Raw genomic sequence first — 22,714 nt, 5'->3', positions numbered from 1 at the left:
GTCACTTCACTGTCACAGCCAAGGCGTAGCGGCGGGCGGCAGGTGGTGTGATGGGCAAAATCGCAGTTGCGCAAAAACACATGGCTGGACTGGCGCTCGGCTTGGGCCTGGCGCTGATCCTGTCCATCGCGGGATTTCAGCGCACGGCGGATAATGATCGCCTCTTTCCAAGGAATGAGGATCCCGTCCGGGTCGTCTTCATCCCAGCCGATGGTGGTACCGCAACCGGGACAATCGCTGACTTCAGGCCGTTGTTTGCCGCCCTTACGGAGACGAGCGGGATGCACTTCGAGTTCGCAGTGACCCAATCATACAGTGCCGCCGTCGCAGCATTGTGCAATGGCAGTGCCGACTTGGCCTTCGTGGGGCCCGCCACCTACCTGCAGGCACGCGAACGGGATTGTGCCCAGTTAATCGCCACAGGCATCCGTAAGGGTCGGCAAAGCTATTTTACCGGCATCTTCGTTCGCAAGGATGCGGCTTTTCAGTCACTGTCGGACCTGCACGGCAAGCGGGTTGCTTTTGGCGACATCAATTCCACGTCTTCGTTCCTGATGCCGGTTGCCATGCTGCTGGATGCCGGGGTGGATCCTGCATCCGATCTTGGCGAAGTCAGGCTTACCGGCAGCCATCCGGCAAGTCTTGCAGCAGTGGTTGCAGGTCGTGTGGATGCGGCCGCAATCTCCTTTGATTCGTTTGATCGTGCATTGCAGTCGGGCCTGCCCGGCCTAGACGACCTTTGCGTGCTCGCCCGAAGCGAGGCCATGCCCTATCCGCCATTCGTGGTCAGCACCCGCCTTCCGGCCGAGCGGCGCGAACAATTGCGCAAAGGCTTTGCCGAGATCGAGCAGCGGCGGCTTGCTTTGCCAGGCTACGCTGGCAGGCCACTCGATGCCTATAGCACGAAGGTTGATCAAAAGGCATTCGACGCGCTGCGTGCAAGGTTAGCGCGACTTACTGCGGAACGGGTCGAAGCAATCCTGAACCGAGCGAAGCGATGACCGGCACCGGTCTCTCGATCGCGGTTCAAGGCCTGACGCTGCGCCACGCCATGGGGGAGCCCGTACTGCAGCACGCAACTCTCGCGGTGACTTCGGGGAGCATTTGCGCGGTTCTCGGCAAATCCGGAACCGGCAAGTCCACCTTGCTTGCAGCGCTTGGCGGAAGGCTTGCTCCAACGGCAGGTCGGATTCTGTTGGGTGGGACGCTGCTTGACAGGGCGTCGCGACGGCGTCTGCAGCCGCTTATCGGCATGTCATATCAGGATCACCGGCTGGTCTTGCAGGCGACCGTGCTCGACAACGTGGTTGCCGGGCTTGCGCCGCACCTGCCGTGGTGGCGACTGGCAACGGGCCGCATCCCCGAAGAGCTGTTGGCAAGAGCTGCAGAGCTGCTCGAACGTTTGGGCCTCGATGCGCAATTGCACCACCGTCGTACCGACAATCTGTCCGGCGGGCAGGCGCAGCGAGTGGGGGTGGCGCGCGCGCTCATTGCCCGCCCGCAGCTGCTGCTTGCCGACGAGCCGGTCGCCAACCTCGATCCGCAAACCGCAAGGGATGTACTGTCGCTCATTGTCGAGGAAACCAGCAAGAACGGTGCGACTGTCGTCTGCGCCCTTCACCAGCCCGATCTGGCAGCGGCCTTCGCCGACCGGGTGCTCAGGCTGGATGGGGGGCAGTGATGGACGAGCTGCCGAAACCACGCAGGAGTGCTGCGTGACGCTGGCCGGATCTCGCGCATTCCCGAAGCCGCGCATCTGGCTGCTCGCCCTCGTTGTGCTCGCCATGGTAAGCGCGCCGCGCATGGAGTTCGGCCGAGTGGCCGTGGCACTTTCCGCAGCAGCAGGTCCGACCACCAAGGCAGGTTTATCACGGTTCTGGCCACCCCAGATCGAGACACGGACCGATGTAGCCGGTCTGCCGGGTCTTGATCCCGAAAACCTGCCACCGCTTGCTCGGCTCGAAACCTCGACCGCGCCCGTACAAGAGCTTGATCCTGAAACGCTGCGACCGAGGACCCTGCTCGCGCAGCGGACATGGCTCGTATCGCCACTCGGCTACCTTGGCGAGGTAGCCTTGCGCATGGTCGAGACGATCGAGATCGGGTTGTGGGGCACCATCCTGGCAGTATTGTGGGGCTTTCCGCTTGCCTTTGCACGGTCCCTTGCAATCGCAATGCCTCGCCCCATGCAGAGTGCCGCGCGAATGTCCTGCTCGGCCTTGCGGGCCCTGCCCGAATTGCTGGTGGCGTTGCTGCTCGTTGGCACGATCGGCTTTGGACCTGCAGCTGGAGTGCTTGCTCTCGGCATCCACGCAGCTGGCTTCATCGGGCGCTTCTACGCCGATGCCTTCGACGACGCAGACCAGCGTCCAATCGAGGCCCTGCGGTCGACCGGTGCAGGCCGAATGACGGTCTTCGCGCTGGCGGTGCTTCCGCAGGTGCGCACCAGCCTCGCTTCAGCAACACTCTATATCCTGGACCGCAACGTGCGCATGGCGACCGTCATCGGCATCGTCGGAGCAGGCGGCATCGGGCAGGAATTGAAGGGCCGCATCGACCTTTACGACTTCGGCCATGCCACGACCATCGTGTTCGCCATCTTCATTGTCGTGGCCATACTCGACGAATTCGCCACTTACCTGCGCAAGCGCCAATCATCCTGAAATCCAGCGGGAGCAACCCCATGTCGAACACCAGACGCGATTTCCTGAAAGCGGCCGCCGTCGCCGGCACTGCAGCTGGACTGCCCGCCAGCATCGCCCGGGCGCTTGCCTTGCCCGCACATCGGCGCACCGGAACGATCAAGGACGTCAGGCACGTTGTGATCCTGATGCAGGAAAACCGTTCCTTCGATCACTATTTCGGCACGATGAAGGGCGTACGCGGCTTCGGCGATCGTCATCCGGTTCCCCTCGAAAGCGGAAAGCCAGTATGGTGGCAGCACAACGGTGCGCGACATTTGCTGCCGTTCCATCTAGATACGAAAACCACCGATGCGTTGAAAGTGCCGGGTACTCCGCACAGCTTTGCCGATGCCCAGGCTGCCTGGAACCAGGGCAAATTTGGACTGTGGCCCAAATACAAGACCGATTACGCGATGGGCTACTATCGTCGCGAGGACATCCCCTTCCAGTTCGCGTTGGCTGAAGCCTTTACTATCTGCGACGCTTACCACTGCTCGGTCACCAGCGGAACAGATCCCAACCGTATCGTGTTCTGGTCCGGCGCGGGTTTCGATCCAGAGCTGTGCGCAGAAGGCGTCAATTCACGGGCGGACCGTAGCGAGCCAGACAATTTGCGCTGCTGGGTCAAGGGGCATTCCCCGAGCCTGGCTACACCTACGCATCCAATGCCCTGACATGGAAGACTATCCCCGAAGTGCTTGAGGATGCCGGGGTTGACTGGCGCATTTATCAGGATCCGAACGACAACTGGACCGGAGCGATGCACGGCGGTCTGGCCTTCAAAGGCTTCCGCAACTGCAAGGCGGGCGACCCGCTCTACGAAAAGGGTATGCGGCATCACTCACTCGAAAGGCTGGCGCAGGACGTGAAGGACGGCACCCTACCTGCTGTTTCGTGGGTCCTTCCGTCCAAGCCGTGGTCCGAACATCCCTCTTCGTCATCCCCGATCGAGGGCGCTGAGTTCACTGCCCGCGTGCTCGACGCGCTAACGGCCAACCCGGACGTCTGGGGCAGCACGGTGTTCTTCCAGACCTTCGACGAGAATGATGGCCTGTTCGATCATCTGCCACCGGCAGCTCCCCCATCGTACAACGCCGACGGTACCGTCGCAGGAAAGGCGACCCTGCGTCTTGATGGTCATTACTTCGATGACCACGAAGATCGTCATACCTCACGCGACGACGTGATTTCAGGTCGCACCCGCCCATTCGGGCTGGGGCCTCGCGTGCCGATGTACGTTGTCTCGCCATGGAGCAAGGGCGGCTGGGTCAACAGCGAAGTGTTCGATCACACCTCTGTCGGTCAGTTTCTGGAGAAGCGCTTCGACTTGAAAATCCCGGGGATCAGCCCTTGGCATCGTGCCGTGTGCGGTGATCTCACGTCCTGCTTCGATTTTGCGAACATCGCGGATGCACGGTTTCCCGAACTTCCGGATGTGTCCGGCTCGATTGCCATTATCGCCCGGCATCAACAGCAGCCGCGCATCCTTCCCCCCGTGAGCCGCAGGGCTTGTTCCAGGAGGAAGGCCTGCGTCGTTCGCGCGCCTTGCCCTACCGGCTCGCGGTGGATGCCATCTTCACAGACAGGGAAGTTAGGCTGGACTTTCTGAACGATGGCACCGTCGGCGTGGTCTACCACGTCTACGACCGTCTTCACCTCGACAAGATCCCGAGACGTTTTACTGTCGAACCGGGCAAGCGGCTTGATGACGTCTGGTCGCTTGAAGGCGGCACTGCCTGTGACCTATGGGTTCTGGGGCCGAACGGATTCGTTCGTCACGTTATAGTCCAGTCCGACCAGCCATCCGCCTTGCCCCGTGTGCGCCTGCGACAGATACCAAGGCGTCCGAAGCTGGCGGTGGTACTGCACAACCCGGCACCTGCGCCGGTAGAAGTTCGCTTCGATCACGATGCCTATGGCACCGCTGCCGCCCGTCGCCTGATGATAGGCGCCTTAGCAGAGCAAACCGTAGGGTGGGACGCCTCCGCGAGTTACGACTGGTACGACTTCACGATCCTCGCAGAAGGTCTCTCCCTTCGCTCGGCAGGTCGCATTGAGCACGGCGCAAACGGCGTGAGCGATCCGCTCATGGCGGCCACTTTTGCGAAGGAAGCGTAATGATCAATCGTCGATGGTTCATCGGCTCGGCAGCAGCCGGAATCCTGCTGCCCGCCTCGCTGGCGCGCGCTGCTGTAAAGACCAATCCATTCACGCTCGGTGTCGCATCAGGTTCCCCCAGATCTGACAGCGTGATCTTGTGGACACGGTTGGCAGTTGATCCGCTGCAAGGTGGCGCAATGCCTGCAGGCGACGTGGTGGTTGGCTTCCGCGTTTGGGAAGATGCCGAGCGGCGCAAGCTTCTCCGGGAAGGCACCGTCATAGCGCCCGAAGCCGATGCCCATTCAGTACACCTGAAGCTCGAAGGCCTCCGTCCGGGCCGGGAATACTGGTACGCCTTCACGCTGGGCGATTTCGAGAGTCCGCTTGGCAGGACACGAACCACGTCACCCGATGCCGAGAATGTCCGCCTCGCCCTAGCCAGTTGCCAATCCTGGCAAAGCGGCTTCTACGCGGCTTATACCGATATTGCCGCATGGGCGCCCGATTGCGTGATTCACGTTGGCGATTACATCTACGAAGGTGGCATCGGCACAATCGGCTCCCGCACGGTTGCAAAGACGGGCGAAACGCTCAGCTTTCGCACCGTTCGCCTGCACAATAGCGCCGAGATCGTCACCCTTTGGGACTATCGCAACCGCTACGCCCTGTACAAGTCCGACCGTGCGCTGCAAGCAGCCCATGCCGCCGCTCCATGGATTGTCGCGATGGACGACCACGAGGTCGACAACAACTGGGCGGGAGACGTGCCGCAAGACCCGCGGGCTCAGACAGCGCTTGAATTCAGCGTCAGGAAGCTAGCCGCGTTCAAGGCATGGTATGAGCATATGCCGGTGGAGCGGCCACCGCTGATCGACGACATTTCCGCTTCGCTTGCCATGAACGACGTGTTCCGCTTTGGCTCCGCCCAGGTCCACCTGCTTGACACCCGGCAGTACCGGAGTGACCAGGTTTGCGGAGAAGGGTTTCCAGGTCAAGCGCCCTGCAAGCAATATGGGAATGCCAACCGCACCTTGCTTGGCGCTGTGCAGGAACAGTGGTTGAAGCGAGAATTACGCGCCTCTAGCGCGCGCTACAACGTGCTGGCTTCCCAGATTTGGCTGTCGCCTTGGCGTTTCGATGCAGGCGGTGATGCGCCAGAAGTGAACATGGACGCGTGGGATGGCTACCCTGCTGCTCGAGAGCGCCTTACCGAAACGCTGGCCGATGGCATTGCCAACCCGGTAATCATGAGCGGCGACTGGCACTGTGCCGCAGCGATGACACTTCATCAAAGGCCGTTCGATCCATCATCGCGGCCTGTTGCGCATGAATTTGCGGGAACGTCGATCAGTTCCGATTGCGGCTGGATGCGTGAGATGGAAGACAGTAAGACATCAAATCCGCACGCCCACTACCTCAATGCGCGCAAGCGCGGTTATTGCCGGTTCGAGGTCGGCACCAAGCAGTGGGTCACGACGTATCGCGTAGTGGCCGACCCATATGTTGCTGATTCTCCTCTAAGTAATGACGTCGAGATGCGATTAGCAGATCTCTAAGATGCCGTTCTGCCGCATGGGTAGGATAACGTCGAGCGCACACGCTCCATGCTCTAGGCCGAAGACTCATTACGCGGCGCACCAGATGCGGGCACAGATGAGTTTGACGGCGGCGAGGTAGTTCTCGGGACACTTGTCGTAGCGGGTTGCGATACCGCGGAAATGCTTGATGCGATTGAAGAAGCGCTCGACCAAGTTGCGTTTGCGGTAGAGCCAGCCGGAGAACGGGAAGCGCTGCTTGCGATTGGAACGCGACGGGATGTTGGCCCAGACATTCTTGCGCGCGGCAGCTTCACGGATGGCGTTGCTGTCGTAGCCCTTGTCGGCCAGCAGCGTGGCGCTTTCGGGCATCGCATCGAGCAGGGCCTCGGCTTCCTGGCTGTCGTGGACCTGCCCGCCGGTCAGGCGCAGTGCGACGGGACGACCGTCAGCGTCAACGAGGGCATGGATCTTGCTCGTGAGGCCGCCTCGGGAACGTCCCATGCCGCGATCTCCGGGGCCCCCTTTTTGCCCGTCGCACCGTGCTGGTGGACGCGGACACAAGTAGAATCGATCATCACGATCTCGCCTTCGAAAGCGGCGGAAACAGCCGCAAGAAGCCGGTCCCACACCCCGGCTTTGCGCCAGCGGACGAACCGGTTGTAACAGGTCGTCGAGGGGCCGTAGCGCTCGGGCACTTCGGCCCATGGCGAGCCGGTCCGAAACCGCCAGAGAATGCCGTTTGCGGTGGTTGACCGGTTCCAGATGAGCGTTGCCTTTGCGAAGTCTCTCGCCGAGCAGACAGCAGTGAGCTTATCAAGCCGCATCGAGGACACGACGGCGCGTCAACGAGACCAGATGCAGATGGCAGTTTGTGCAGCTCCACCGAAACTTTACGGGTGAGACATTCGGCTCGTCAGCCATCGGACTGGCAAGTCTCGCCTTGCGTCGGATCGTCCGCCTCTCATTCCTGAGGTGATCGGCCTTCTGCCTTTCGTTCAGCACGCTCGCAAAGGTTCGGAGCTTGACTTCGGAATAAGCCACCCCGTCACGCGGCGACGCCTCCAAATGCCACATTAAAAATTGCTAATCAGTCGCATTAGCAATTGATTGAATGCGACTGAGGTGCCTATTGGCCTGAGTTGCGATTCATTCGCATCTTGCAACAGGGAAAACACGTTGTCGCGTAGAATAGCTCTTGTCATGCCGCTCCTTGCGGTCTCCTGCCCTGCCTTTGCCCAGACCGCGTCGGTCAATGCTGGGCCCGCCGCGGACGATGCACCGGCTAATGAGATCATCGTCACCGGGCGGGCGCAGCGGCTCTATCGGAGTGAGCAAACCACGGTTGGCAAGGTCGCCGAGGACCCGATGAACATCCCGCAGGCGCTCCAGGTAATCAACACCGACCTCTTCGCAGATCAGGGCGCACGCGATGCAACCGACATCTATCGCAACATTTCAGGGGTCAGCTTCTTCAGCTATGCAGGCGTCACATTCCGCGGATTCCGACAGGATCAGTCGTTCTACGACGGGCAGCGCGGTAATCCGTTCATCGGTTTCTCCGTCCCACAGCTTTTCAATGTCGAGCGCGTCGAAGTCCTCAAGGGACCTGCGGGCCTGTTTTTCGGACCAGGATCGCCGGGCGGCATCATCAACTATGTCTCGAAGATACCCTCCGACCAGACGGGCCTGCGCGCGGTTGTCACTGGCGGCACTTACGAGCGCGTGGGTCTGTCGACGGAAGCGACCGGCCCGGTCGACAGCGCCGGCGTGATGACATATCGGCTTGGCGGCTTCTATGAAGCTATGGATCCCTATCGTCGCAACACCCGGAACAAGTCGCGGATTGGCGACGCGGGGCTCGCCATAACGACCCACCAGGGCGGGAAGCTGACCCTCCAGGCGACAATTTACGACAGCGATTTCCAAGCCAACCGCCTGCGCGGAGTGCTGGCCGACAATGACGGCAATTTCCTGACCGACATCCGCTGGAACGCCAACGAGAAGACCGATTTCCTCAACTTGCGTTCACAAGCCTACCAGGCACGCTATGTCTCGGCAATCGGAGACAGGGTCACGCTAGATGCGGGCGCGCGTTACTTCAAGGCGACCGAGAAACAGCAATATCATGAGCCGCGCGGGCTTGATCCGGCCAATCCCGATCTTGTCCGCCGGGAATTCCGCGACCAGATCCGACCGGTCCATGGCCTGTCATTCATGACCAACCTGACGGCACGGGTCGATGTGCTGGGCATGGAGCACAAGCTGCAGACCGGCGCAGACTGGTATGATGAGAAGAGCGTGCTGCATTCGCGCATCTTGCGCAGCGGGGTGACCTCGCTCAGTCTTGGCAATCCCATCTATGGCAACGGGACTGGCGATGCAGCGCGCGCAGCGCTGCTGCCCTTCAACACCACCGACACCCGGACAAGGCGCCAGGGCGCCTATCTGCAGGATCAGATCAGCATATCGGACGCGCTGCTGCTGGTAGCAGGTGTGCGCCAGGACAAGTTCGACGATGGCGTAACGACGAGCACCGGCGGCACCTTATCCGGTCGCTCCTTCTATTCCGACAGCGACGTGACGCTGCGGGGCGGCGCGATCTTCAAGCCGCGCCCGGACGTGTCGCTTTACGCCAGTTGGTCGCAAAGCTTTGAGCCTCAGGCTGCTGCGGACCAGAGCAGCGATGCCGGCGGCCCGTTCGCGCCGGTCACTGGAAACCAGTTGGAAGGCGGCGTTAAGACCCAGTTGTTCGGCGGGCGCCTTCAAGCAAATGCCGCTGTCTATCGCATCGTGCGCAGAAACATTCTTCAGGTCGATCCTGCGCAGAATCAAGTGAACGGCGTGGACCAGCTTGCGCCTATCGGCGAAGTGACGAGCAAGGGTTTCGAGATCGATCTGACGACGGACATCACGCCGGATTGGGTGCTCCTGCTGAATTACGGCTACAACGATACAAGGATCACCGGGACCGCTGAGGGACAGGCGATCACCAATGCCGTCGGGGATCGCTTTGCCAACGCTCCGAAGCACAAGGTCGGTTTCTGGACACGCTACCAGGTGGCGGCGATCGACACGGCCTTCGCCTTCGGTGGCGAGCACGTCTCAAGACGCATCAGCCTTTCGGGGCAGACAGTGAAGCCATACACCGTCTTCGATGCTTCTATCACCAAGGGTCTTGGCTTTGCGGAATTATTGCTGCGGGTGGATAACATTCTTGACAAGATCTATGCGGCTTCGGGCTTTTCTGCGCAAAGCGGGCACTTCCCGGGTGAACCGCGCACGTTCCTTGCAGAGCTGCGCTTCAGGTTCTGATCGTGGCGAAAACGCGCGAGGAGAAAGGGCGCTCGCTTTGGTGGCGTATCCACAGCTGGGCTGGTCTGAAACTGGCGATCTTCATGACCTTCGTCCTGGCGACCGGTACGCTTTCTGTTTTTGCGCACGAGATTGACTGGCTGGTGACGCCCGCAATGCGCGTCTCGCCGCAGGACGGCCCGCGTGCAAGTTGGGGCACGTTGGCCGCTGCTGCGGCACAGGCCGTGCCGCAGGGGCGCCTTCAGACCCTTTATGCGCCGATCGACCCCTGGTTCGCCGCTGAGGCCTGGATTGATACCGGGAGGGATGCTCCGCTACGCGTCTATGTCGACCCCTGGACCGGGGCAGTGACCGGGACACATGGCTGGGCCAACGTCCATCGGTTCCTGCGGCAGGTGCACCGCCATCTGATGCTGCCTACCACGATCGGCATTCCGCTGGTGAGTTCGCTGGCCCTGCTGCTGCTTGCCTCGCTCGTGACCGGCATCGTTACCTACAAGAAGTGGTGGCGCGGCTTCTTCCGCCTGCCCCGACGCGGCGATGTGCGGCGGCTGAGTGGCGATCTGCACCGGCTTGGCGGACTCTGGAGCCTTTGGTTCGTCGCCCTCATTGGGCTGACAGGCGTGTGGTACCTTGTCGAGACACTAGGCGGCAAAGCAGCGGTGCCGAAGCTGACCGAAGTCGAAACGGTGGTCCCCGCGCCCACCGGCGCTGCGCTCGACCGCCTGATCGTCAAGGCGCAGCGCATGCGGCCGGGGCTGGACATTCGCGAGATCCGCTTCACGCCGGACAACGGCGTCGTTCTGCTGGGGCAGGATCGCGCCTGGCTGGTCCGGGATCGCGCCAATGGCTTGGCGATAGACCCTTCTGACGGCCATGTGCTCACCGTGCTCGACGGCATGGATCTCGACGTTCATCAGCGCATTTCGGAAATGGCTGATCCCCTCCACTTCGGTACATTGGGCGGGCTCTCCACCAAGATGGTCTGGTTCCTGTTTGGCATGGTCTTGACCGGAATGTCGGTGACCGGCGTGATCATCCATGCCAAGCGTCTCGAGAAAGCCGATCAAGATCAGCGAAGCGCAGGCCGGCTCGCCTGGGCGGGAATGGGTGCATGGGCATATATCTGCACCGGGCTGGTAATCCTCGCGCTCGCACTGACACCCGGAGCAATTGGCGGGGCGAGTTGAAGCTTGGTAGCTTACAAAGCTCGCTCGACATCCCCGATACGAGACGAGCGATCCTGCGCGAGCAATGTGGGGCGGTAAACGCCCGAAGCCCTCTCCTTGATCTTCCAGCCATCAAGATGGGGATGTTTTTGGTTGCGCCCGACTTCGGCGCAAGCGGCCATTTGCTCCACGTCTTGAACATTGATGCGGGCCTCACCCATCGGTACTACGCTGCGGCAGACTGGAGGACTCCAGACGGGAGGCAAAAAAGGCCTCGCATAAGATCCGACTAGAGCAGCGACTTGAGAGCCTTGTCGGCAATGACACATCGATTCCGTCCACTGCGTTTTGCAAGGTACAATGCCTTGTCAACCTCGGCTATCCATGCAGCCGCGTTGCCGATGTCGGCGCGGACTGCAGATATGCCAAAGCTTGCTGTGACACGCCGACCATCGGCGACCGGCATGACAATCTCGGCAATTCTTTCCCGCATCCTCTCGGCTGCTGCCCTGCCGCCGGCTTCATCGGTTTCGGTCAGAAGAATGCCGAACTCCTCTCCGCCAAGGCGTCCGAACGCGTCGTTCGAACGTAAGTGACCCATACAAACGGAGGACACCACGCGAATCACTTTGTCACCTGCAGGATGCCCGTACTCGTCGTTGATTGACTTGAAATGATCGATGTCGAGCAGGACCAGCACACTTCCGCGATTTCCGCGGCGATGGCGCTCGATCTCCGTTTCAACGGCCGTGACAAAGCCGCGTCGGCTCATAGCGCCAGTCAGATGATCCGTTTCGGCAATTCGGCGAAGTTCAAGTTCGTCGACAACAAGCGATGCAAGACTGGACAGGATGCCGAGTTGGCTTTCGTCGAAGTTGCGCGGCACGGTGTCGATCGCGCACAAGGCTCCGACATTGTACCCATCCGGCGTGGACAGAGGCGCGCCTGCATAACTGCGGATGAACGGCTCGCCGACGACAAGGGGATTGCCCGTAAAGCGATGGTCTGCGGTCGCATCCGGGATCGCAAGAACAGTGCGATCCATAATCGTATGCGCGCAAAAGGAGGCCGAGCGCGGCGTCTCCCTGACTGCCAGTCCGTCCATGGCCTTGAACCACTGTCGCTCACGGTCGACGAGCGAGACCGCTGCGATTGGCACCTTGAATATGCTCTTTACGAGCGAGGTAATCCGGTCGAACGGTTCTGCAGGAGGTGTGTCGAGAACGGCATAGCGCTCGAGCGCTGCCATGCGGCCCTGTTCGTCTGTAAGTTTTGCCTCAAGCATTTGAAAACCCCAGTGCTTTCATGGCCTCGACGAGCTGACTGCGGTAGCTGGCTATCAGTGGATCCACAGCGGCCTCGATACTGATGTCATCCAACCCGAGCTCGTGCAGGCGTCCAACCAGGTCGGCAATGTTCTGTTGATGGCGCAAAACCAAATCTCTGACGCTTTGGGGCAAATCCAAGCCTTCAAGTTCTGCCATTGGGTGGCCCCCGATCGTGTACCTTCGGAAATTTCTTTCAGCAGAAATACTTAAGGATATCTGAAACGATCCGAACGTCTGTGGATAGAATGGGGAGCGGATGCATCTCCGCGCGACTTTGGCGGCCCGTTTCAAGGGTGCGGGCAATCTACCATCGCGATGGCATCGGATGTGTGACTGCCCTGGTCGGCCAGCGGGTTCGTACAGGTCCCAAGCCACGTCATTTACGTTTGGTTCTGCAATGCTGAACGTCGCCCTTGAAGGCGTTCACGCACGTATTTTGCTATGTAAGGTTGCAGATTGTCAGTGTGTGCCAGTTGGACTAGCTCGATGCCAGACTGACTAGCTGATCCAATCGGAGAGGTTTTTGACACGCGCCCCGAGCATGACAAGTTTGATGATCGAGGCCCTCGCCCGGCGCAGCGAGTGGGTGCCATTTCGCTTCGCATCAGGCCCACCACGCTCACCCATTCATCGACAAGCCGGGCATATTGGCGGGTGCTGAGATGGCCGTTGCGATCGACCCGACTTGGAAAGACATCATCGTCCACCGTGCTGCCACGGCGTTCAAGCCAAGCCAGCAGACTGGCGCGGGCTTCGGGCAGCAATTCAAGCTCCACGGGGCGACCGGTTTTCTGCTGCATCACGATGGCGCGTGAGCGGATCTGCCCGCCGCTGACAATGTCGCCGATTTGCATTTGCACGAGGCCGCAGCCACGCGTTTTGCTGTCGATCGCCAAGTCGAACAAGGCTCGATCCCGCAAGCGGCGGCGCTGATTGAGGTAAGAGCGGATCTCCCACATTTGCTTCGGCTTCAGCGCCCGCTTCGCACCGACGGCGCCCAGCGTTCCAGACCTGACGCTTGGGGGATGTCGGTTGGATTTCAGGCATTTCCATGTTCATTCTCCGATAGCCAGAATTGGCCAACGGAAGAACGTCTGGCAGCCGCAGGGGAAGGTGCTGCGAGGTGTCGACTGCATAATGGTCCCTAATCGTGGGGGTAGGTCATGGCTGAACAGAAATTGACAAGCTTTGCCAATCTTTGCTATTTCAGAGATGGAGGTTGCATGGCTACGATGAACATCTCGCTGCCCGATCCGATGAAGCGATGGGTGGAAGCGCAAGCTGATACTGGTCGGTATAGCAATGCCAGCGACTATGTGCGCGATCTTATCCGCCGTGACCAGGAACGCGCCGACAAGATTGCCGCCATGCAGCGCCTTGTCGACGACGCCCGAGCTGGCGGTCTGAGCGATGAGACAATGGCGGATATCCGGGCGCGAGCGATCAACCAGTCAGGCCTGCAAGCCTGACTGTGCCACGTTTTCACTTAACACGCGCTGCAGCCAACGATCTGACAGCCATTTTTCTGGAAGGCAGCGAGCAGTTTGGCTTGCCGCAGGCTGACGCTTATCCCGAAGGGCTGAGTGCGCGATTTTCGCGTTTCTCGCAGACTATCCCCAGGCTGCGCGCTTGCGAGAGGAAATCTCGCCGCCAGTTCGCGTGCATCCCTACAAGGCCCACCTGGTGATTTATGATGTGGGAGATGAGGGAGAGGTCATCATTCTGCGTGTCCGACATGGTCGGGAAGATTGGACATCATCGAATTACGACGGTTAGCCGTGAAGAGGTCCGCGCTGGCGGCCAATCCGCAGAGATACTCTCCACACTTAGCGTTTCTCCTGCCGACCAGACCCGGTTGCTCAGGCTTGCAGCAGTGAGTGTCGCATATAACCAGAACCTGCCGATCCTGAATGGGAAAGCAGAAGGTCGGCAAAGCGCCCCAATCCCGGTCATTGGCAGCGATCATCGCATTGCCCAAAAGCGGTCATAGCGGGACGACGAAAGCTAGCAGCTTACGCTGATTGCGGGCCAGTTCGCGACCGTTCTTCTCTATGGCCAATCTCGGCCACGGAGAAAAACGATGACCTACTCTCACCTTGATCCCGCCATGCAAAATCGGGTGGCCTGGAATGCCGGTAAGACGGTCGGCACCAAACGGCCCCTGACCCAGAAGCAAATTTGGGCGATCCGTTTCTTCCTTGATCGCGAAGCGCGACTACGGGATCGGGCCTTGTTCGACCTTGCAATCGACAGCAAGCTCCGCGGCTGTGATCTCGTGAAGTTGAAGACGGGTGACCTCGTTGCCGGATCAGATATCCGAAACCGCGCGATGGTGATCCAGCAAAAGACCGGTCGGCCAGTGCAGTTCGAGATCACAGCTGACGCTCGCAGTAGTCTGGCAGCATGGCTGCAGCGACGTGGTGGCACAGCTGCCGATTATTTGTTTCCAAGTCGGTTCGATCATGGTCGACCCATTAGCACTCGGCAATATGCGCGGCTTGTCGACGAATGGGTGACTGCGATCGGCTTACGCCGCGAGGATTACGGCACTCATTCGATGCGGCGGACAAAGGCTGCCATGATCTACAGAGCGACTGGCAACTTGCGCGCGGTGCAGATTTTGTTGGGACACACCAAGATTGAGAATACTGTACGTTACTTGGGTGTTGACATTGAGGATGCGCTGATCCTCGCCGAGCGCACCGAAATCTGACTACTGATGCGGCCGTCGGGCATCTTCCGATGGCCGCTTTTGGCGGCAATGAAAACTGCAGAATTCGACAGCAACTGGGTGGGGAGCGGACGCTATCTGGCGCCCCAGTAAGCTTTAAAGTCTGGGTGATCACGGAAAAGCTCGTCGAAGCTTGGCTCATAGATGCCAAGTATGTGAACCTCTCGCTCGTCCAGCATTGGAAAATCCTGAATGGAGATTGCTTGGCTCTTTAAAGTTGACCCATCCTGCATCTCCATCCGCAGATTTTCGCTACGATCTCCAACGTAATCTCCGTCGATCACGTTGGCATGGCGGGCCTGATCGTATGCGTCGACCGGAAAAAACTTAGCTATGGCGACACACATGGGTGGATCGAGCGCGTAAATCTCCGCTTCAGCGATCTGCGTGCTGGCCTCGAAAATCTTGATCTTCATCCCGCCAACATGCGACAAATCTCGAGTGCCCGCTATGGCGTCGGAACCCGAAAGGCAGATTTTTCGCAATCGCGGCAGTTTTCTGCCATTCAGAAAGCGACGCCTTTGCCGACTTAAGCAATCCCAGATACATTAGGCGAAATGCCACGCTGTCGAAGCCTTCTCGTGCTGCTCTTTCTGCCACTTCTGGGCAGTTGCAGTTACGTCTACGAACTCCTTGCAATCACAATCAACGGGCAAGTTGCGTTTGCGGTTGATCCTGCTTCTGGCTTTCAACCTGACTGCGTCCACAGCATTGACGTATCCGCTGATGATGGAGAACCGAAGGCCAAGTCAGAGCCCGGCGATGACAAAGGCTTGGTGGAAAACGGAAGCGTGTACTGGTGGGATTTCAGGGACGTTAGGTCGTGTAAAAACGAGTTCCCCATTATCTATGGGGATGCGCTGATTGGACCTCGTGCTGACGGCACCGGGTACGTTAAGGCCAAGCCGCTGAAGCAGGGCGTCGTTTATCAAGTGGGGACTTCAGGCGACGGAGCATACGGATCTGGCTGGTTCAAGATTCTTCCCAATGGTGAGATTGAAAACTATCCGAACGATCCCACTCCCGCTGATAGGGACGAAGATGGCTACCTCATTAAATCGGAGCCGGACAAGGGCGCGAATTGATGGCAGAAAGCCACCCATTCCCGGCCATGAGCAGGCACCCACCGCGATCTTGAAACCTGCCGGGCAGCTCCAACGGATTTTTCGCCAGAAGCGGAATTTCTCAGAGCGACGCCGTTGCGGACATTGGGGGGCGTCCGTAGAGTACGACTATGGTGGATGCTCTCGGTTATCTCTGGTCCGCGCTTTTCTTCGGCGGATGGATTTACCTGACCTTTGAGTTAGGCCGCACCGCTGTTCGCGGTCGGTTCTGGTTCTGGAGCCGCAAGGCTAACGGAAGGATTTGGCCGCCGATCAGATCAGAAAGCCCCATCCGTTTCTGGGTAGTTTGGGCTTCAATGGCGGGTCCATACTTCTTTATCACGGCACTGCTCTTGGCAGCGCTACTGCGCATCGCTTGGCTAGAGCTGGGCTAGGCACCAAGCGGAGTTCGGGTCGTTGGTAGTGTCGGGTTTCCACCCCACTTTGCGTCATTGGCAGCTTTACGGCACGTTCCCGAAACCGGCATGGCGGCTTCAGCCTTGTTTTTGCCAGAACCTGCCGTTCAGCAAACGGCCCACTTCCGGGCGTAATTCTTAGCTCGTGGACTGTTCGTAGGATGTCGGGTTTTGGCGATGGACCTCCCGCTGAGATCGATGCGTGGGAATGACGGTAAAGTCCCAGCCCAAGTCTTTCCGCCATTGCTACAGCGTGCTGAACGAAGGGCAGAATCGATCCCGACAAACTGGTGATCGAATGGCTGGGTGCCAGGCGACACTCGCTGCGAATTCGCAGGTAGCAGAAGGGACGCTTGCCGATCAGATCGCGCCCTGGAGCGGCAAGATCAGCGTTGCGCTGCAAGATTCAGACCGTGCAATGTCTCTTGATGAATGCATCAAAAAGCTTCGTCCACTGCCCCGCTGGGGAATTAGACGGGCCGATGCCGAAGCCGTGACCGCCCTCCTCGAACAGGTGAATTTCGACCGGGCGATTCGCCTCACGCATTGCTTCGAGGAACAGCAGCGAGTTCTGGTACGGCACCGGCTCGTCATCAATTGCGTGAACGATGAAGGTCGGCGGCGTCTGCTGGCCGACATGACGCGCGGGTGAGCGATGCGCGATTGCCTCAAGGGAAGGCGAAGCGCCCAGCAGCATCTGCGCTGACTGCTGGTGCGTGAATGGCGGCTCGGCGCTGATGACCGGGTAGATCAAAGCTGCACAGCTGGGCATCGGATCAAGCTTGTCCGCCATATCACGGGGCTCATAGGTCTTTTCCATGCCACCGGTGATTAGAGATGCGGCAAGGTGTCCGCCCGCCGAAAAGCCGATGACCGAAACGCTCTCAAGGGCAAAGCTGAAACCTGCCGCCTTGCTCTTGATGAGGCGCATCGCTCGTTGCGCATCCTGCAGTGGCACGTTTGCCCGCTCGGCCCATCCTTCACCCGGCAGGCGGTAGACCAGCACGAAGACGGTGTAGCCCATCTCGGTGAAAACGCGCGCGACATCGGTGCCCTCGTTCCTGATCGACACGAACGTGTAGGCCCCGCCAGGGATCGCCAGGATAGCCCGCCCATTGCTCCGGGCGGGGCGAAACACGCGCATTTCCGGCCGCACTACCCCGGTGATGAATGTCGGATCGAGCGTTGTCGCCACTTTGGGAGCAACATGCGGACTTCCGGGCGGTGGGCCATCCCACAAGGCAATCGATGGCGCGGCAATCCACTCCGCGGGCAGAGGCCCTGCTCCTTGCGGAATCTTCAGCGGCTCACGTGCGGCGTTGGCCGGTAAACTCATCAACAGCAATCCACTCCCCAGCACCATCTGCCTGCGGTCCATCGGCATCGACATCACCTACTCCCGCCCGTGTTGCCGGGGCCATCGGCCCCGGCGCATCACTTGTCACCGTTGGTGGGATCAGTACTTGAAACCCACACGCACGCCATAAGCTTGCGGCAGGGCATAGCTCGCCGTGGTCGAACTCCACACCGGTACGATGGTGGTGGGGATACGGCGATCCTCGACATTGTTCATGAACAGGTTGAGGTAGGCATGGCCCGACGGTTCATCGAACTGCAGGTTGAGGTCGGTCTTGGTGTAGCCACCGATCCGGCCCTGCACGGCATTGTCAACACTGGCGATAGTTGCCGTTTGCGCGAAGAAATCCACCGCCGGAGTGATCTTCCAGCCCGACGCTGTCTCGAATTCGTGTGCATAGCTGAACCGTCCGCTGAAACGCGGTGCAAAAGGCAGGCGGTTGCCCGAGTAATCGGCCACCGCCGGTGCGATGGGGACAAAGCCGAGGATCGGTGCGAAGATGTTGTAGAGCGTATCGGCAGAACGCAGATTGTCGGGCGCGTTGGCAAAGCGCAGGAACTTCGTATCCAGCCACGAGACATAAGCGGTGAAGCGGTCGGCCCGGGTCGGCCGGAACGTCGTTTCCAGCTCCAGCCCGCGAATGCGCGCGCGTGCGGCGTTGGTCGTCACCGGGATCGGGCCCTGCACCGGATCGACGATGATTGAGGATACCTGCAGGTCCTTGTAGTTCATCTGGAACGCGGTGGCGCCAAGGAACAGGCGGCCGCCCATCAGGTTGGCGCGCAGGCCTGCCTCGAAGTTGTCGACAGTCTCCGGGGCATAGCCGCGGAAGCCTGCCGGGTTGGAGCTGGGCTGCAGGCCGCCGCCGCGATAGCCGGTCGAAACCGTGGCGTAGGCGAGCAGGTTCTCGGTCACATCGGCGTCTATGCCCAGCTTCCAGCTGACCTTGCTGTACTTCGCGCTCGGGCGGTTGCGATCGTCGGTATAGGCGATGGTGAAGGTGGGGCAGGTGTCCGGATCGATGGTGGTGCGGGTGAAGGACTGGCCGGGGCAGACCAGCTGCTGCTCGTGGCTGGTCACCGTATCCCAGGTGGAACGAATGCCCGCAACGAAGCGGATGGATGGCACTACCGCGAAGGTCGCCTGGCCGAACAGCGCCCGCGACTTGCTGCCGACGCCGGCATACGTGTTGACGACGTCGACCGCGTCGATCGTCGAGATCTGGTTGCCGGCCCCGACGACCTTCGCGCCGAAGATGTTGAAGACCAGATTGAACGGCGCTGGCGCAGTGTTGCCCGCATGAAGCAGGCGCGTGCCCGAAGGCTGGCGATCTTCATAGAGGAACCCGCCGCCGACGAGCTTGAGCGGGCCGCTCTCGTAATTCACGTCGATTTCGTGCGACCACGTCCTGGTGCGGTGATCGATGTATTCCTGCGAGAATACGCCGGTCGACGCAGTTACCCCGTCATTCTTGAGCAGCGAATAACCCGCCAGATAGGTGAGGCTGAGATTGCCGGTAGCGCTCCACGTCAGCTTCGAACGCAGATCGTAGCTGGTGATGTCCTGCCGGTTGCTGGTGACAGTGTCGAGGCCGGGATTGATCGCGTCCGACGGCACGATCGTGACTGGGCCGAATGTCCCGGCAACAAGGTCTGCCTGCGGATAGACGTTGTAATTGCGCAGGAATACCGAAGATACCGTGCCGGTATTGCGAGAATAGGAGCCCGACAAGCGCCAACTGATGTTCGGTGCCGGATCGAAGATCGTCGTCACGCGCACGGCGGACAGATCGGCCTTGTCGAAGCGGCGCGCGGCGAATTTCGGCCCGTAGCCATCGTTGACCTGATGGAAGGCGGCCACGCGCACGCGCAGCAGATCGCTCACCGGCAGATCGACTGCGGCCTGCGCGCGGATGTCGTTGAAGCGACCGTACTGCAAACTGGCACTGCCGCCGAAATTGCGCCCCGGATCGGCAGTGTTGATGTTGACCACGCCCGCCGTCGCATTGCGGCCATAGACCGTACCCTGCGGCCCGCGCAGCACTTCGATAGCGCCCAGATCGAACAGCGCCAGCGAAAGGGCGACGGGCGACGGGTTGTAGATCCCGTCAAACTGGGTGGCGACAGTGGAATAGCCGCTGAAGCCGTTGTTCGAACCGATCCCGCGAATGGCAAACCCGTTCTGCGACAGCTTGAGCGTGGGCACCGTCGTCGCAATCTGCTCGCTCGTGGTCAGGCCCTGGCGATCAAGCAGTGACTGTGCCACGACGCTGACCGCAACCGGCGCCTTGGACAACCGCTCGCTGCTCTTCTGCGCGGTCACGACGATTTCGGCAGGTGCGGTAGCCGCGTCATCCTGCGGCATGGCGGAGGCATCCTGCGCCTGCGCGGAATTGGCGGATGCGGCAAAGGCTGCTGAAGCCAGCAGGACCGAACGAATGTGCATTGGTGTTCCCTCTCTTGCGCGGCCTTCCGAACGAAAGTGCCCCCAACCTCTTCGAACGCGACTGTTCCCGTCGTTGTCCGAGTCGGCGTTCCTTTCATCACAAAAGAAGGAATTGCGCAATCGATTGCCCTCGCCTAGAAAGAAGGGGTGCAGTCGAATGCTGGCGGTGGATGGCGATAGATCATCCACGGAAATAAAGCGATTCTTTCGGGCGTGTCAGTGGCCTTGCCGCCGTTGATATGCGTGGACGGAGCGGATGATTGGCAGAACGTGTTATCGATTCCGCGTCGTATTCCGGCGTGATCAGGCAGGAGGACGAGCGCAAGATGGCAACCACCGTTTCCGATACTGGCAAACGTGTTGCCCAAGCTTCCGGCTCTGCGCCGACCACTTGGTCTGGTGTCGACCTTGTCGGGCTGACCTTGACCGAGGCGAACACGATCCCCGCCTTCGCACCAAGGCCGGGTGCCCGCATCGCCGGATTCGATCTGTGGGACATGTGGCCGGTCGAACAGGCGGACGGCAGCCTGCCGCGCTTTGATGGTGCAGCCTTGTGGATGGTGCTCACGGCACCGACCCAGCCAGACCCCGATGCTCGCCACGTTCTCGCCCGCATTCATCTGGTGAGCGAGCGTGACGGGCAATGGACCTTGCACCAACCGGTTTTTCCCGAAGGCTTCACGCCGGGAGATCGCGAATGGTCTGGCTCGGCTGTTCTTGACGAAGCGCAGGAGCGCCTGACGGTCTACTTCACGGCAGCCGGTCGGCGCGGGTCGGCGGTGGTGACGCTTGAGCAGCGCCTGTTCGAAGCGAACTGCCGGTTCCAGGCGAGTGAGGGCAGCTTCACCCTCTCGGACTGGTCCAATCCTGTTGAATCGGTCGTGGCAGACGGCAACGACTACATGGTCGCCAACCAGATCACCGGCATCGGCGGCGAGATCTTCGGCTTTCGTGATCCGGGCTTCTTCCGCGATCCGGCAAGCGGCCGGACATTCCTGTTCCTGACCGGCTCGTGCGCCCGCTCATCTTCGCAGTGGACCGGCGTGATCGGCGTGGCCGAGGCCGAGAGGGCCGCGGCTTCTGGTTGGCGCCTGCTGCCGCCGGTGCTCAGTGCAGCAGGGCTCAACAACGAGCTCGAGCGCCCGCACATGCGCGTTGTCGCTGGTCGCTATTACCTGTTCTGGTCGACCCAGCGAAAGGTCTTTGCCGCTGGCGGCCCGTCCGGGCCGACCGGGCTCTACGGCGCGGTCGCGGACGGACCTTTGGGGCCTTACACATTGCTCAACGGCAGTGGACTGGTTGCCGGCAACCCAGTGCAGGCTCCCGCGCAGGAATACAGCTGGTGGGTGATGGACGATCTGCAGGTCGTCGGCTTCGCCGATTTTCCAGGCATTGCGGACCCGGCAGCGATCACCACGGCTGATCAGCGCCGTGCAGGGTTCGCCGGGCACCCCGCGCCGTTCTTCCGCATCGCGCTCGATGGCGCGACATCGCGCGTGATCTAGGTCGATCCGCGCACGATCACGTGCGGTTCGATCTGGCTGGATTGGGTTTCCTCGCCGCCGATCCGGCGCAGCAGCGTCTGCGTCAACAGCTCTGCGCCGTGGCGCAGCTGCTGGTCTATCGTGGTCAGCGGTGGGCTCATGTGCTCGCCGATCGGCAACCCGTCATAGCCGATCACGCGGACATCGTTCGGCACTCGTTGGCCCAGATCACGCAGGGCGCGGATCACGCTGATTGCCGTCACGTCCGACCCGGCGACGATCCCGTCGGGCATGTCGGCCAGTTCGCCCAGTTTCTCCCGAACGTCTGCATAAGCGGCATCGGGTTCGAAGTGGGTCGGCAGTTCGAGCAGGGGCGCCATGCCGGCTTCGAGCAGCGCCCGCCGGGCACCATCCACGCGTTCCCCGAATTCCGATCCTTCGACCGGGCCGGCATAGGCAATCCGTTGGCAGCCCCGCTCGATCAGGTGCGTCGCCGCCAGCCTGCCACCGAGGCGATTGTCGGAACCGATCGAGCAGTGGTGCTGCCCTGGCGAATAGCCGCCCCAGACCACCATAGGTTCATAGCGTCGCGAAACCGTCTCGATGACGTGAAACTGGTCTGACTGGCCGACAACGACAATGCCGTCGACCCGCCCGCTGCCGATGAACCGATCCATCCAGCGTTCGTTGCCCGGCAGCACGCGCGACAGCAGCATATCGTAGCCGTGTTCGGCAAAGGCATCGGCCAGAAAGCCGGTCATCGTGTTGAAGAACGGGTCCGAAAGGTGCTGCAGCGCCTCGTGCCCCAGAGGAACCAGCACGCCAATCGTCATCGTCCGTTGCGTGCGCAGGTTGCGCGCGGCGATGTTGGGTTGATAGCCGAGCTTCTCGGCCAAGGCGGCGATGCGCCTGCGCGTATCGTCGCTTACGCGCCCGGAACCTGTCAGCGCCCGCGATGCAGTGGCAGTCGATACGCCCGCCAATTCGGCAAATTCCTTGAGGTTCTTGACGCTGACCATACTCTCTTCGATTATCGCTGCCTGACGC

Annotated in this window: 22 protein-coding genes and 2 pseudogenes; 15 read left to right on the top strand and 9 right to left on the bottom strand. The window is 60.6% G+C overall.

All coding sequences use genetic code 11. The annotated features are described in order from the left end of the window. Positions 1-50: 50 nt before the first annotated feature. The 7 genes from C7W88_RS21775 to C7W88_RS21755 all read left to right on the top strand — a co-directional run bounded on the left by C7W88_RS21775 (position 51) and on the right by C7W88_RS21755 (position 6,340). Entirely contained in the window at positions 51-1,001 is a 951-nt protein-coding gene (locus C7W88_RS21775; RefSeq protein WP_118075656.1) for a phosphate/phosphite/phosphonate ABC transporter substrate-binding protein, read from the top strand. Continuing rightward, a complete protein-coding gene (locus C7W88_RS21770; RefSeq protein ID WP_118075655.1) occupies positions 998-1,681 on the top strand; it encodes a phosphonate ABC transporter ATP-binding protein in 684 nt (227 codons plus the stop codon). The genes C7W88_RS21775 and C7W88_RS21770 overlap by 4 nt, the downstream gene beginning before the upstream one ends. Next, entirely contained in the window at positions 1,668-2,663 is a 996-nt protein-coding gene (locus tag C7W88_RS21765; RefSeq protein WP_118075653.1) for an ABC transporter permease, read from the top strand. Before C7W88_RS21770 ends, C7W88_RS21765 begins: the two co-directional genes overlap by 14 nt. A 20-nt stretch (positions 2,664-2,683) precedes the next feature. Next, positions 2,684-3,358 (top strand): alkaline phosphatase family protein, encoded by a 675-nt coding sequence (locus tag C7W88_RS25020; protein ID WP_370073269.1) that lies wholly within the window; start codon positions 2,684-2,686, stop codon positions 3,356-3,358. Positions 3,359-3,378: 20 nt separating this feature from the next. Beyond that, positions 3,379-4,293: an alkaline phosphatase family protein gene (locus C7W88_RS25015; protein WP_370073268.1), complete on the top strand. Its 915-nt coding sequence runs from the start codon at positions 3,379-3,381 to the stop codon at positions 4,291-4,293. Further along, positions 4,248-4,802, top strand: a complete 555-nt coding sequence (locus C7W88_RS25010) for a phospholipase domain-containing protein (protein ID WP_370073267.1) — start codon at positions 4,248-4,250, stop codon at positions 4,800-4,802. Before C7W88_RS25015 ends, C7W88_RS25010 begins: the two co-directional genes overlap by 46 nt. A gap of 149 nt (positions 4,803-4,951) precedes the next feature. Continuing rightward, on the top strand, positions 4,952-6,340 hold the full coding sequence (locus C7W88_RS21755; protein WP_240345037.1) for an alkaline phosphatase: 1,389 nt from the start codon (positions 4,952-4,954) through the stop codon (positions 6,338-6,340). Positions 6,341-6,409: 69 nt separating this feature from the next. Here C7W88_RS21755 and C7W88_RS21750 read toward each other — a convergent pair. Then, positions 6,410-7,062 (bottom strand): annotated as a pseudogene (locus C7W88_RS21750) (IS5 family transposase); the annotation flags it as partial. Positions 7,063-7,522: 460 nt separating this feature from the next. On the opposite strand from C7W88_RS21750, the gene C7W88_RS21745 reads away from it, so the two are divergent. Beyond that, a complete protein-coding gene (locus C7W88_RS21745; RefSeq protein ID WP_118075649.1) occupies positions 7,523-9,634 on the top strand; it encodes a TonB-dependent siderophore receptor in 2,112 nt (703 codons plus the stop codon). 2 nt (positions 9,635-9,636) lie between these two features. Then, positions 9,637-10,824 (top strand): PepSY domain-containing protein, encoded by a 1,188-nt coding sequence (locus C7W88_RS21740; RefSeq protein ID WP_240345036.1) that lies wholly within the window; start codon positions 9,637-9,639, stop codon positions 10,822-10,824. 11 nt (positions 10,825-10,835) lie between these two features. Here C7W88_RS21740 and C7W88_RS23040 read toward each other — a convergent pair whose 3' ends face one another. The 4 genes and pseudogenes from C7W88_RS23040 to C7W88_RS21720 all read right to left on the bottom strand — a co-directional run. Then, positions 10,836-11,024 (bottom strand): hypothetical protein, encoded by a 189-nt coding sequence (locus C7W88_RS23040; RefSeq protein ID WP_162896297.1) that lies wholly within the window; start codon positions 11,022-11,024, stop codon positions 10,836-10,838. Positions 11,025-11,092: 68 nt separating this feature from the next. After that, complete coding sequence (locus tag C7W88_RS21730; protein ID WP_118075645.1) at positions 11,093-12,088, bottom strand: sensor domain-containing diguanylate cyclase; 996 nt, start codon at positions 12,086-12,088, stop codon at positions 11,093-11,095. Next, a complete protein-coding gene (locus tag C7W88_RS21725; protein ID WP_118075643.1) occupies positions 12,081-12,287 on the bottom strand; it encodes a hypothetical protein in 207 nt (68 codons plus the stop codon). The genes C7W88_RS21730 and C7W88_RS21725 overlap by 8 nt, the downstream gene beginning before the upstream one ends. A 396-nt stretch (positions 12,288-12,683) precedes the next feature. After that, positions 12,684-13,184 (bottom strand): annotated as a pseudogene (locus C7W88_RS21720) (tyrosine-type recombinase/integrase); the annotation flags it as partial. Positions 13,185-13,354: 170 nt separating this feature from the next. Between C7W88_RS21720 and C7W88_RS21715 the strand changes: the two are divergent. The 3 genes from C7W88_RS21715 (at position 13,355) to C7W88_RS21705 (ending at position 14,844) form a co-directional block, all read left to right on the top strand. Further along, positions 13,355-13,600, top strand: a complete 246-nt coding sequence (locus C7W88_RS21715; protein ID WP_118075641.1) for a type II toxin-antitoxin system ParD family antitoxin — start codon at positions 13,355-13,357, stop codon at positions 13,598-13,600. A 160-nt stretch (positions 13,601-13,760) separates the two neighbouring features. Beyond that, entirely contained in the window at positions 13,761-13,907 is a 147-nt protein-coding gene (locus C7W88_RS24220) for a type II toxin-antitoxin system RelE/ParE family toxin (protein ID WP_240345035.1), read from the top strand. A gap of 304 nt (positions 13,908-14,211) precedes the next feature. Continuing rightward, positions 14,212-14,844: a tyrosine-type recombinase/integrase gene (locus tag C7W88_RS21705; RefSeq protein WP_118075640.1), complete on the top strand. Its 633-nt coding sequence runs from the start codon at positions 14,212-14,214 to the stop codon at positions 14,842-14,844. A 92-nt stretch (positions 14,845-14,936) separates the two neighbouring features. Here the strand turns inward: C7W88_RS21705 and C7W88_RS21700 are convergent, their stop codons facing one another. Beyond that, the gene (locus C7W88_RS21700) at positions 14,937-15,278 is read right to left on the bottom strand and encodes a hypothetical protein (protein WP_118075638.1); all 342 of its coding nucleotides are present in this window, start codon (positions 15,276-15,278) and stop codon (positions 14,937-14,939) included. A 165-nt stretch (positions 15,279-15,443) separates the two neighbouring features. Between C7W88_RS21700 and C7W88_RS21695 the strand changes: the two genes are divergently transcribed. After that, positions 15,444-15,947 carry a hypothetical protein gene (locus tag C7W88_RS21695; protein WP_118075636.1) on the top strand — a complete coding sequence of 168 codons (504 nt, stop codon included), beginning with the start codon at positions 15,444-15,446 and terminating at the stop codon, positions 15,945-15,947. 149 nt (positions 15,948-16,096) lie between these two features. Continuing rightward, positions 16,097-16,360, top strand: a complete 264-nt coding sequence (locus C7W88_RS21690) for a hypothetical protein (protein WP_118075634.1) — start codon at positions 16,097-16,099, stop codon at positions 16,358-16,360. A gap of 427 nt (positions 16,361-16,787) precedes the next feature. On the opposite strand, the gene C7W88_RS21685 is transcribed toward C7W88_RS21690, so the two are convergent. Both C7W88_RS21685 and C7W88_RS21680 read right to left on the bottom strand, forming a co-directional pair. Continuing rightward, a complete protein-coding gene (locus tag C7W88_RS21685) occupies positions 16,788-17,771 on the bottom strand; it encodes an alpha/beta hydrolase (protein WP_118075632.1) in 984 nt (327 codons plus the stop codon). Between the two features lie 66 nt (positions 17,772-17,837). Beyond that, entirely contained in the window at positions 17,838-20,183 is a 2,346-nt protein-coding gene (locus C7W88_RS21680) for a TonB-dependent receptor (RefSeq protein WP_118075630.1), read from the bottom strand. 260 nt (positions 20,184-20,443) lie between these two features. Between C7W88_RS21680 and C7W88_RS21675 the strand changes: the two genes are divergently transcribed. Next, positions 20,444-21,688, top strand: coding sequence for a glycoside hydrolase family 68 protein (locus C7W88_RS21675; protein ID WP_162896296.1), 1,245 nt, complete (start codon positions 20,444-20,446; stop codon positions 21,686-21,688). Here the strand turns inward: C7W88_RS21675 and C7W88_RS21670 are convergent. Continuing rightward, on the bottom strand, positions 21,685-22,686 hold the full coding sequence (locus tag C7W88_RS21670) for a LacI family DNA-binding transcriptional regulator (RefSeq protein WP_118075626.1): 1,002 nt from the start codon (positions 22,684-22,686) through the stop codon (positions 21,685-21,687). The genes C7W88_RS21675 and C7W88_RS21670 overlap by 4 nt on opposite strands. Positions 22,687-22,714: the final 28 nt, after the last annotated feature.

The sequence above is a fragment of the Novosphingobium sp. THN1 genome, assembly GCF_003454795.1.
Taxonomy (GTDB): domain Bacteria; phylum Pseudomonadota; class Alphaproteobacteria; order Sphingomonadales; family Sphingomonadaceae; genus Novosphingobium.
Note: the sequence above shows the minus strand (reverse complement) of the source record. Positions and strands in the feature narration are given on the sequence as shown.

What these genes read in the sequence shown, in the direction of transcription:
- C7W88_RS21775 (WP_118075656.1), top strand. Translation starts at nt 51, where the DNA reads ATGGGCAAAATCGCAGTTGCGCAAAAACACATGGCTGGACTGGCGCTC.
- C7W88_RS21770 (WP_118075655.1), top strand. Translation starts at nt 998, where the DNA reads ATGACCGGCACCGGTCTCTCGATCGCGGTTCAAGGCCTGACGCTGCGC.
- C7W88_RS21765 (WP_118075653.1), top strand. Translation starts at nt 1,668, where the DNA reads ATGGGGGGCAGTGATGGACGAGCTGCCGAAACCACGCAGGAGTGCTGC.
- C7W88_RS25020 (WP_370073269.1), top strand. Translation starts at nt 2,684, where the DNA reads ATGTCGAACACCAGACGCGATTTCCTGAAAGCGGCCGCCGTCGCCGGC.
- C7W88_RS21745 (WP_118075649.1), top strand. Translation starts at nt 7,523, where the DNA reads ATGCCGCTCCTTGCGGTCTCCTGCCCTGCCTTTGCCCAGACCGCGTCG.
- C7W88_RS23040 (WP_162896297.1), bottom strand. Translation starts at nt 11,024, where the DNA reads ATGGGTGAGGCCCGCATCAATGTTCAAGACGTGGAGCAAATGGCCGCT.
- C7W88_RS21730 (WP_118075645.1), bottom strand. Translation starts at nt 12,088, where the DNA reads ATGCTTGAGGCAAAACTTACAGACGAACAGGGCCGCATGGCAGCGCTC.
- C7W88_RS21725 (WP_118075643.1), bottom strand. Translation starts at nt 12,287, where the DNA reads ATGGCAGAACTTGAAGGCTTGGATTTGCCCCAAAGCGTCAGAGATTTG.
- C7W88_RS21715 (WP_118075641.1), top strand. Translation starts at nt 13,355, where the DNA reads ATGGCTACGATGAACATCTCGCTGCCCGATCCGATGAAGCGATGGGTG.
- C7W88_RS21705 (WP_118075640.1), top strand. Translation starts at nt 14,212, where the DNA reads ATGACCTACTCTCACCTTGATCCCGCCATGCAAAATCGGGTGGCCTGG.
- C7W88_RS21700 (WP_118075638.1), bottom strand. Translation starts at nt 15,278, where the DNA reads ATGAAGATCAAGATTTTCGAGGCCAGCACGCAGATCGCTGAAGCGGAG.
- C7W88_RS21690 (WP_118075634.1), top strand. Translation starts at nt 16,097, where the DNA reads ATGGTGGATGCTCTCGGTTATCTCTGGTCCGCGCTTTTCTTCGGCGGA.
- C7W88_RS21685 (WP_118075632.1), bottom strand. Translation starts at nt 17,771, where the DNA reads ATGTCGATGCCGATGGACCGCAGGCAGATGGTGCTGGGGAGTGGATTG.
- C7W88_RS21680 (WP_118075630.1), bottom strand. Translation starts at nt 20,183, where the DNA reads ATGCACATTCGTTCGGTCCTGCTGGCTTCAGCAGCCTTTGCCGCATCC.
- C7W88_RS21670 (WP_118075626.1), bottom strand. Translation starts at nt 22,686, where the DNA reads ATGGTCAGCGTCAAGAACCTCAAGGAATTTGCCGAATTGGCGGGCGTA.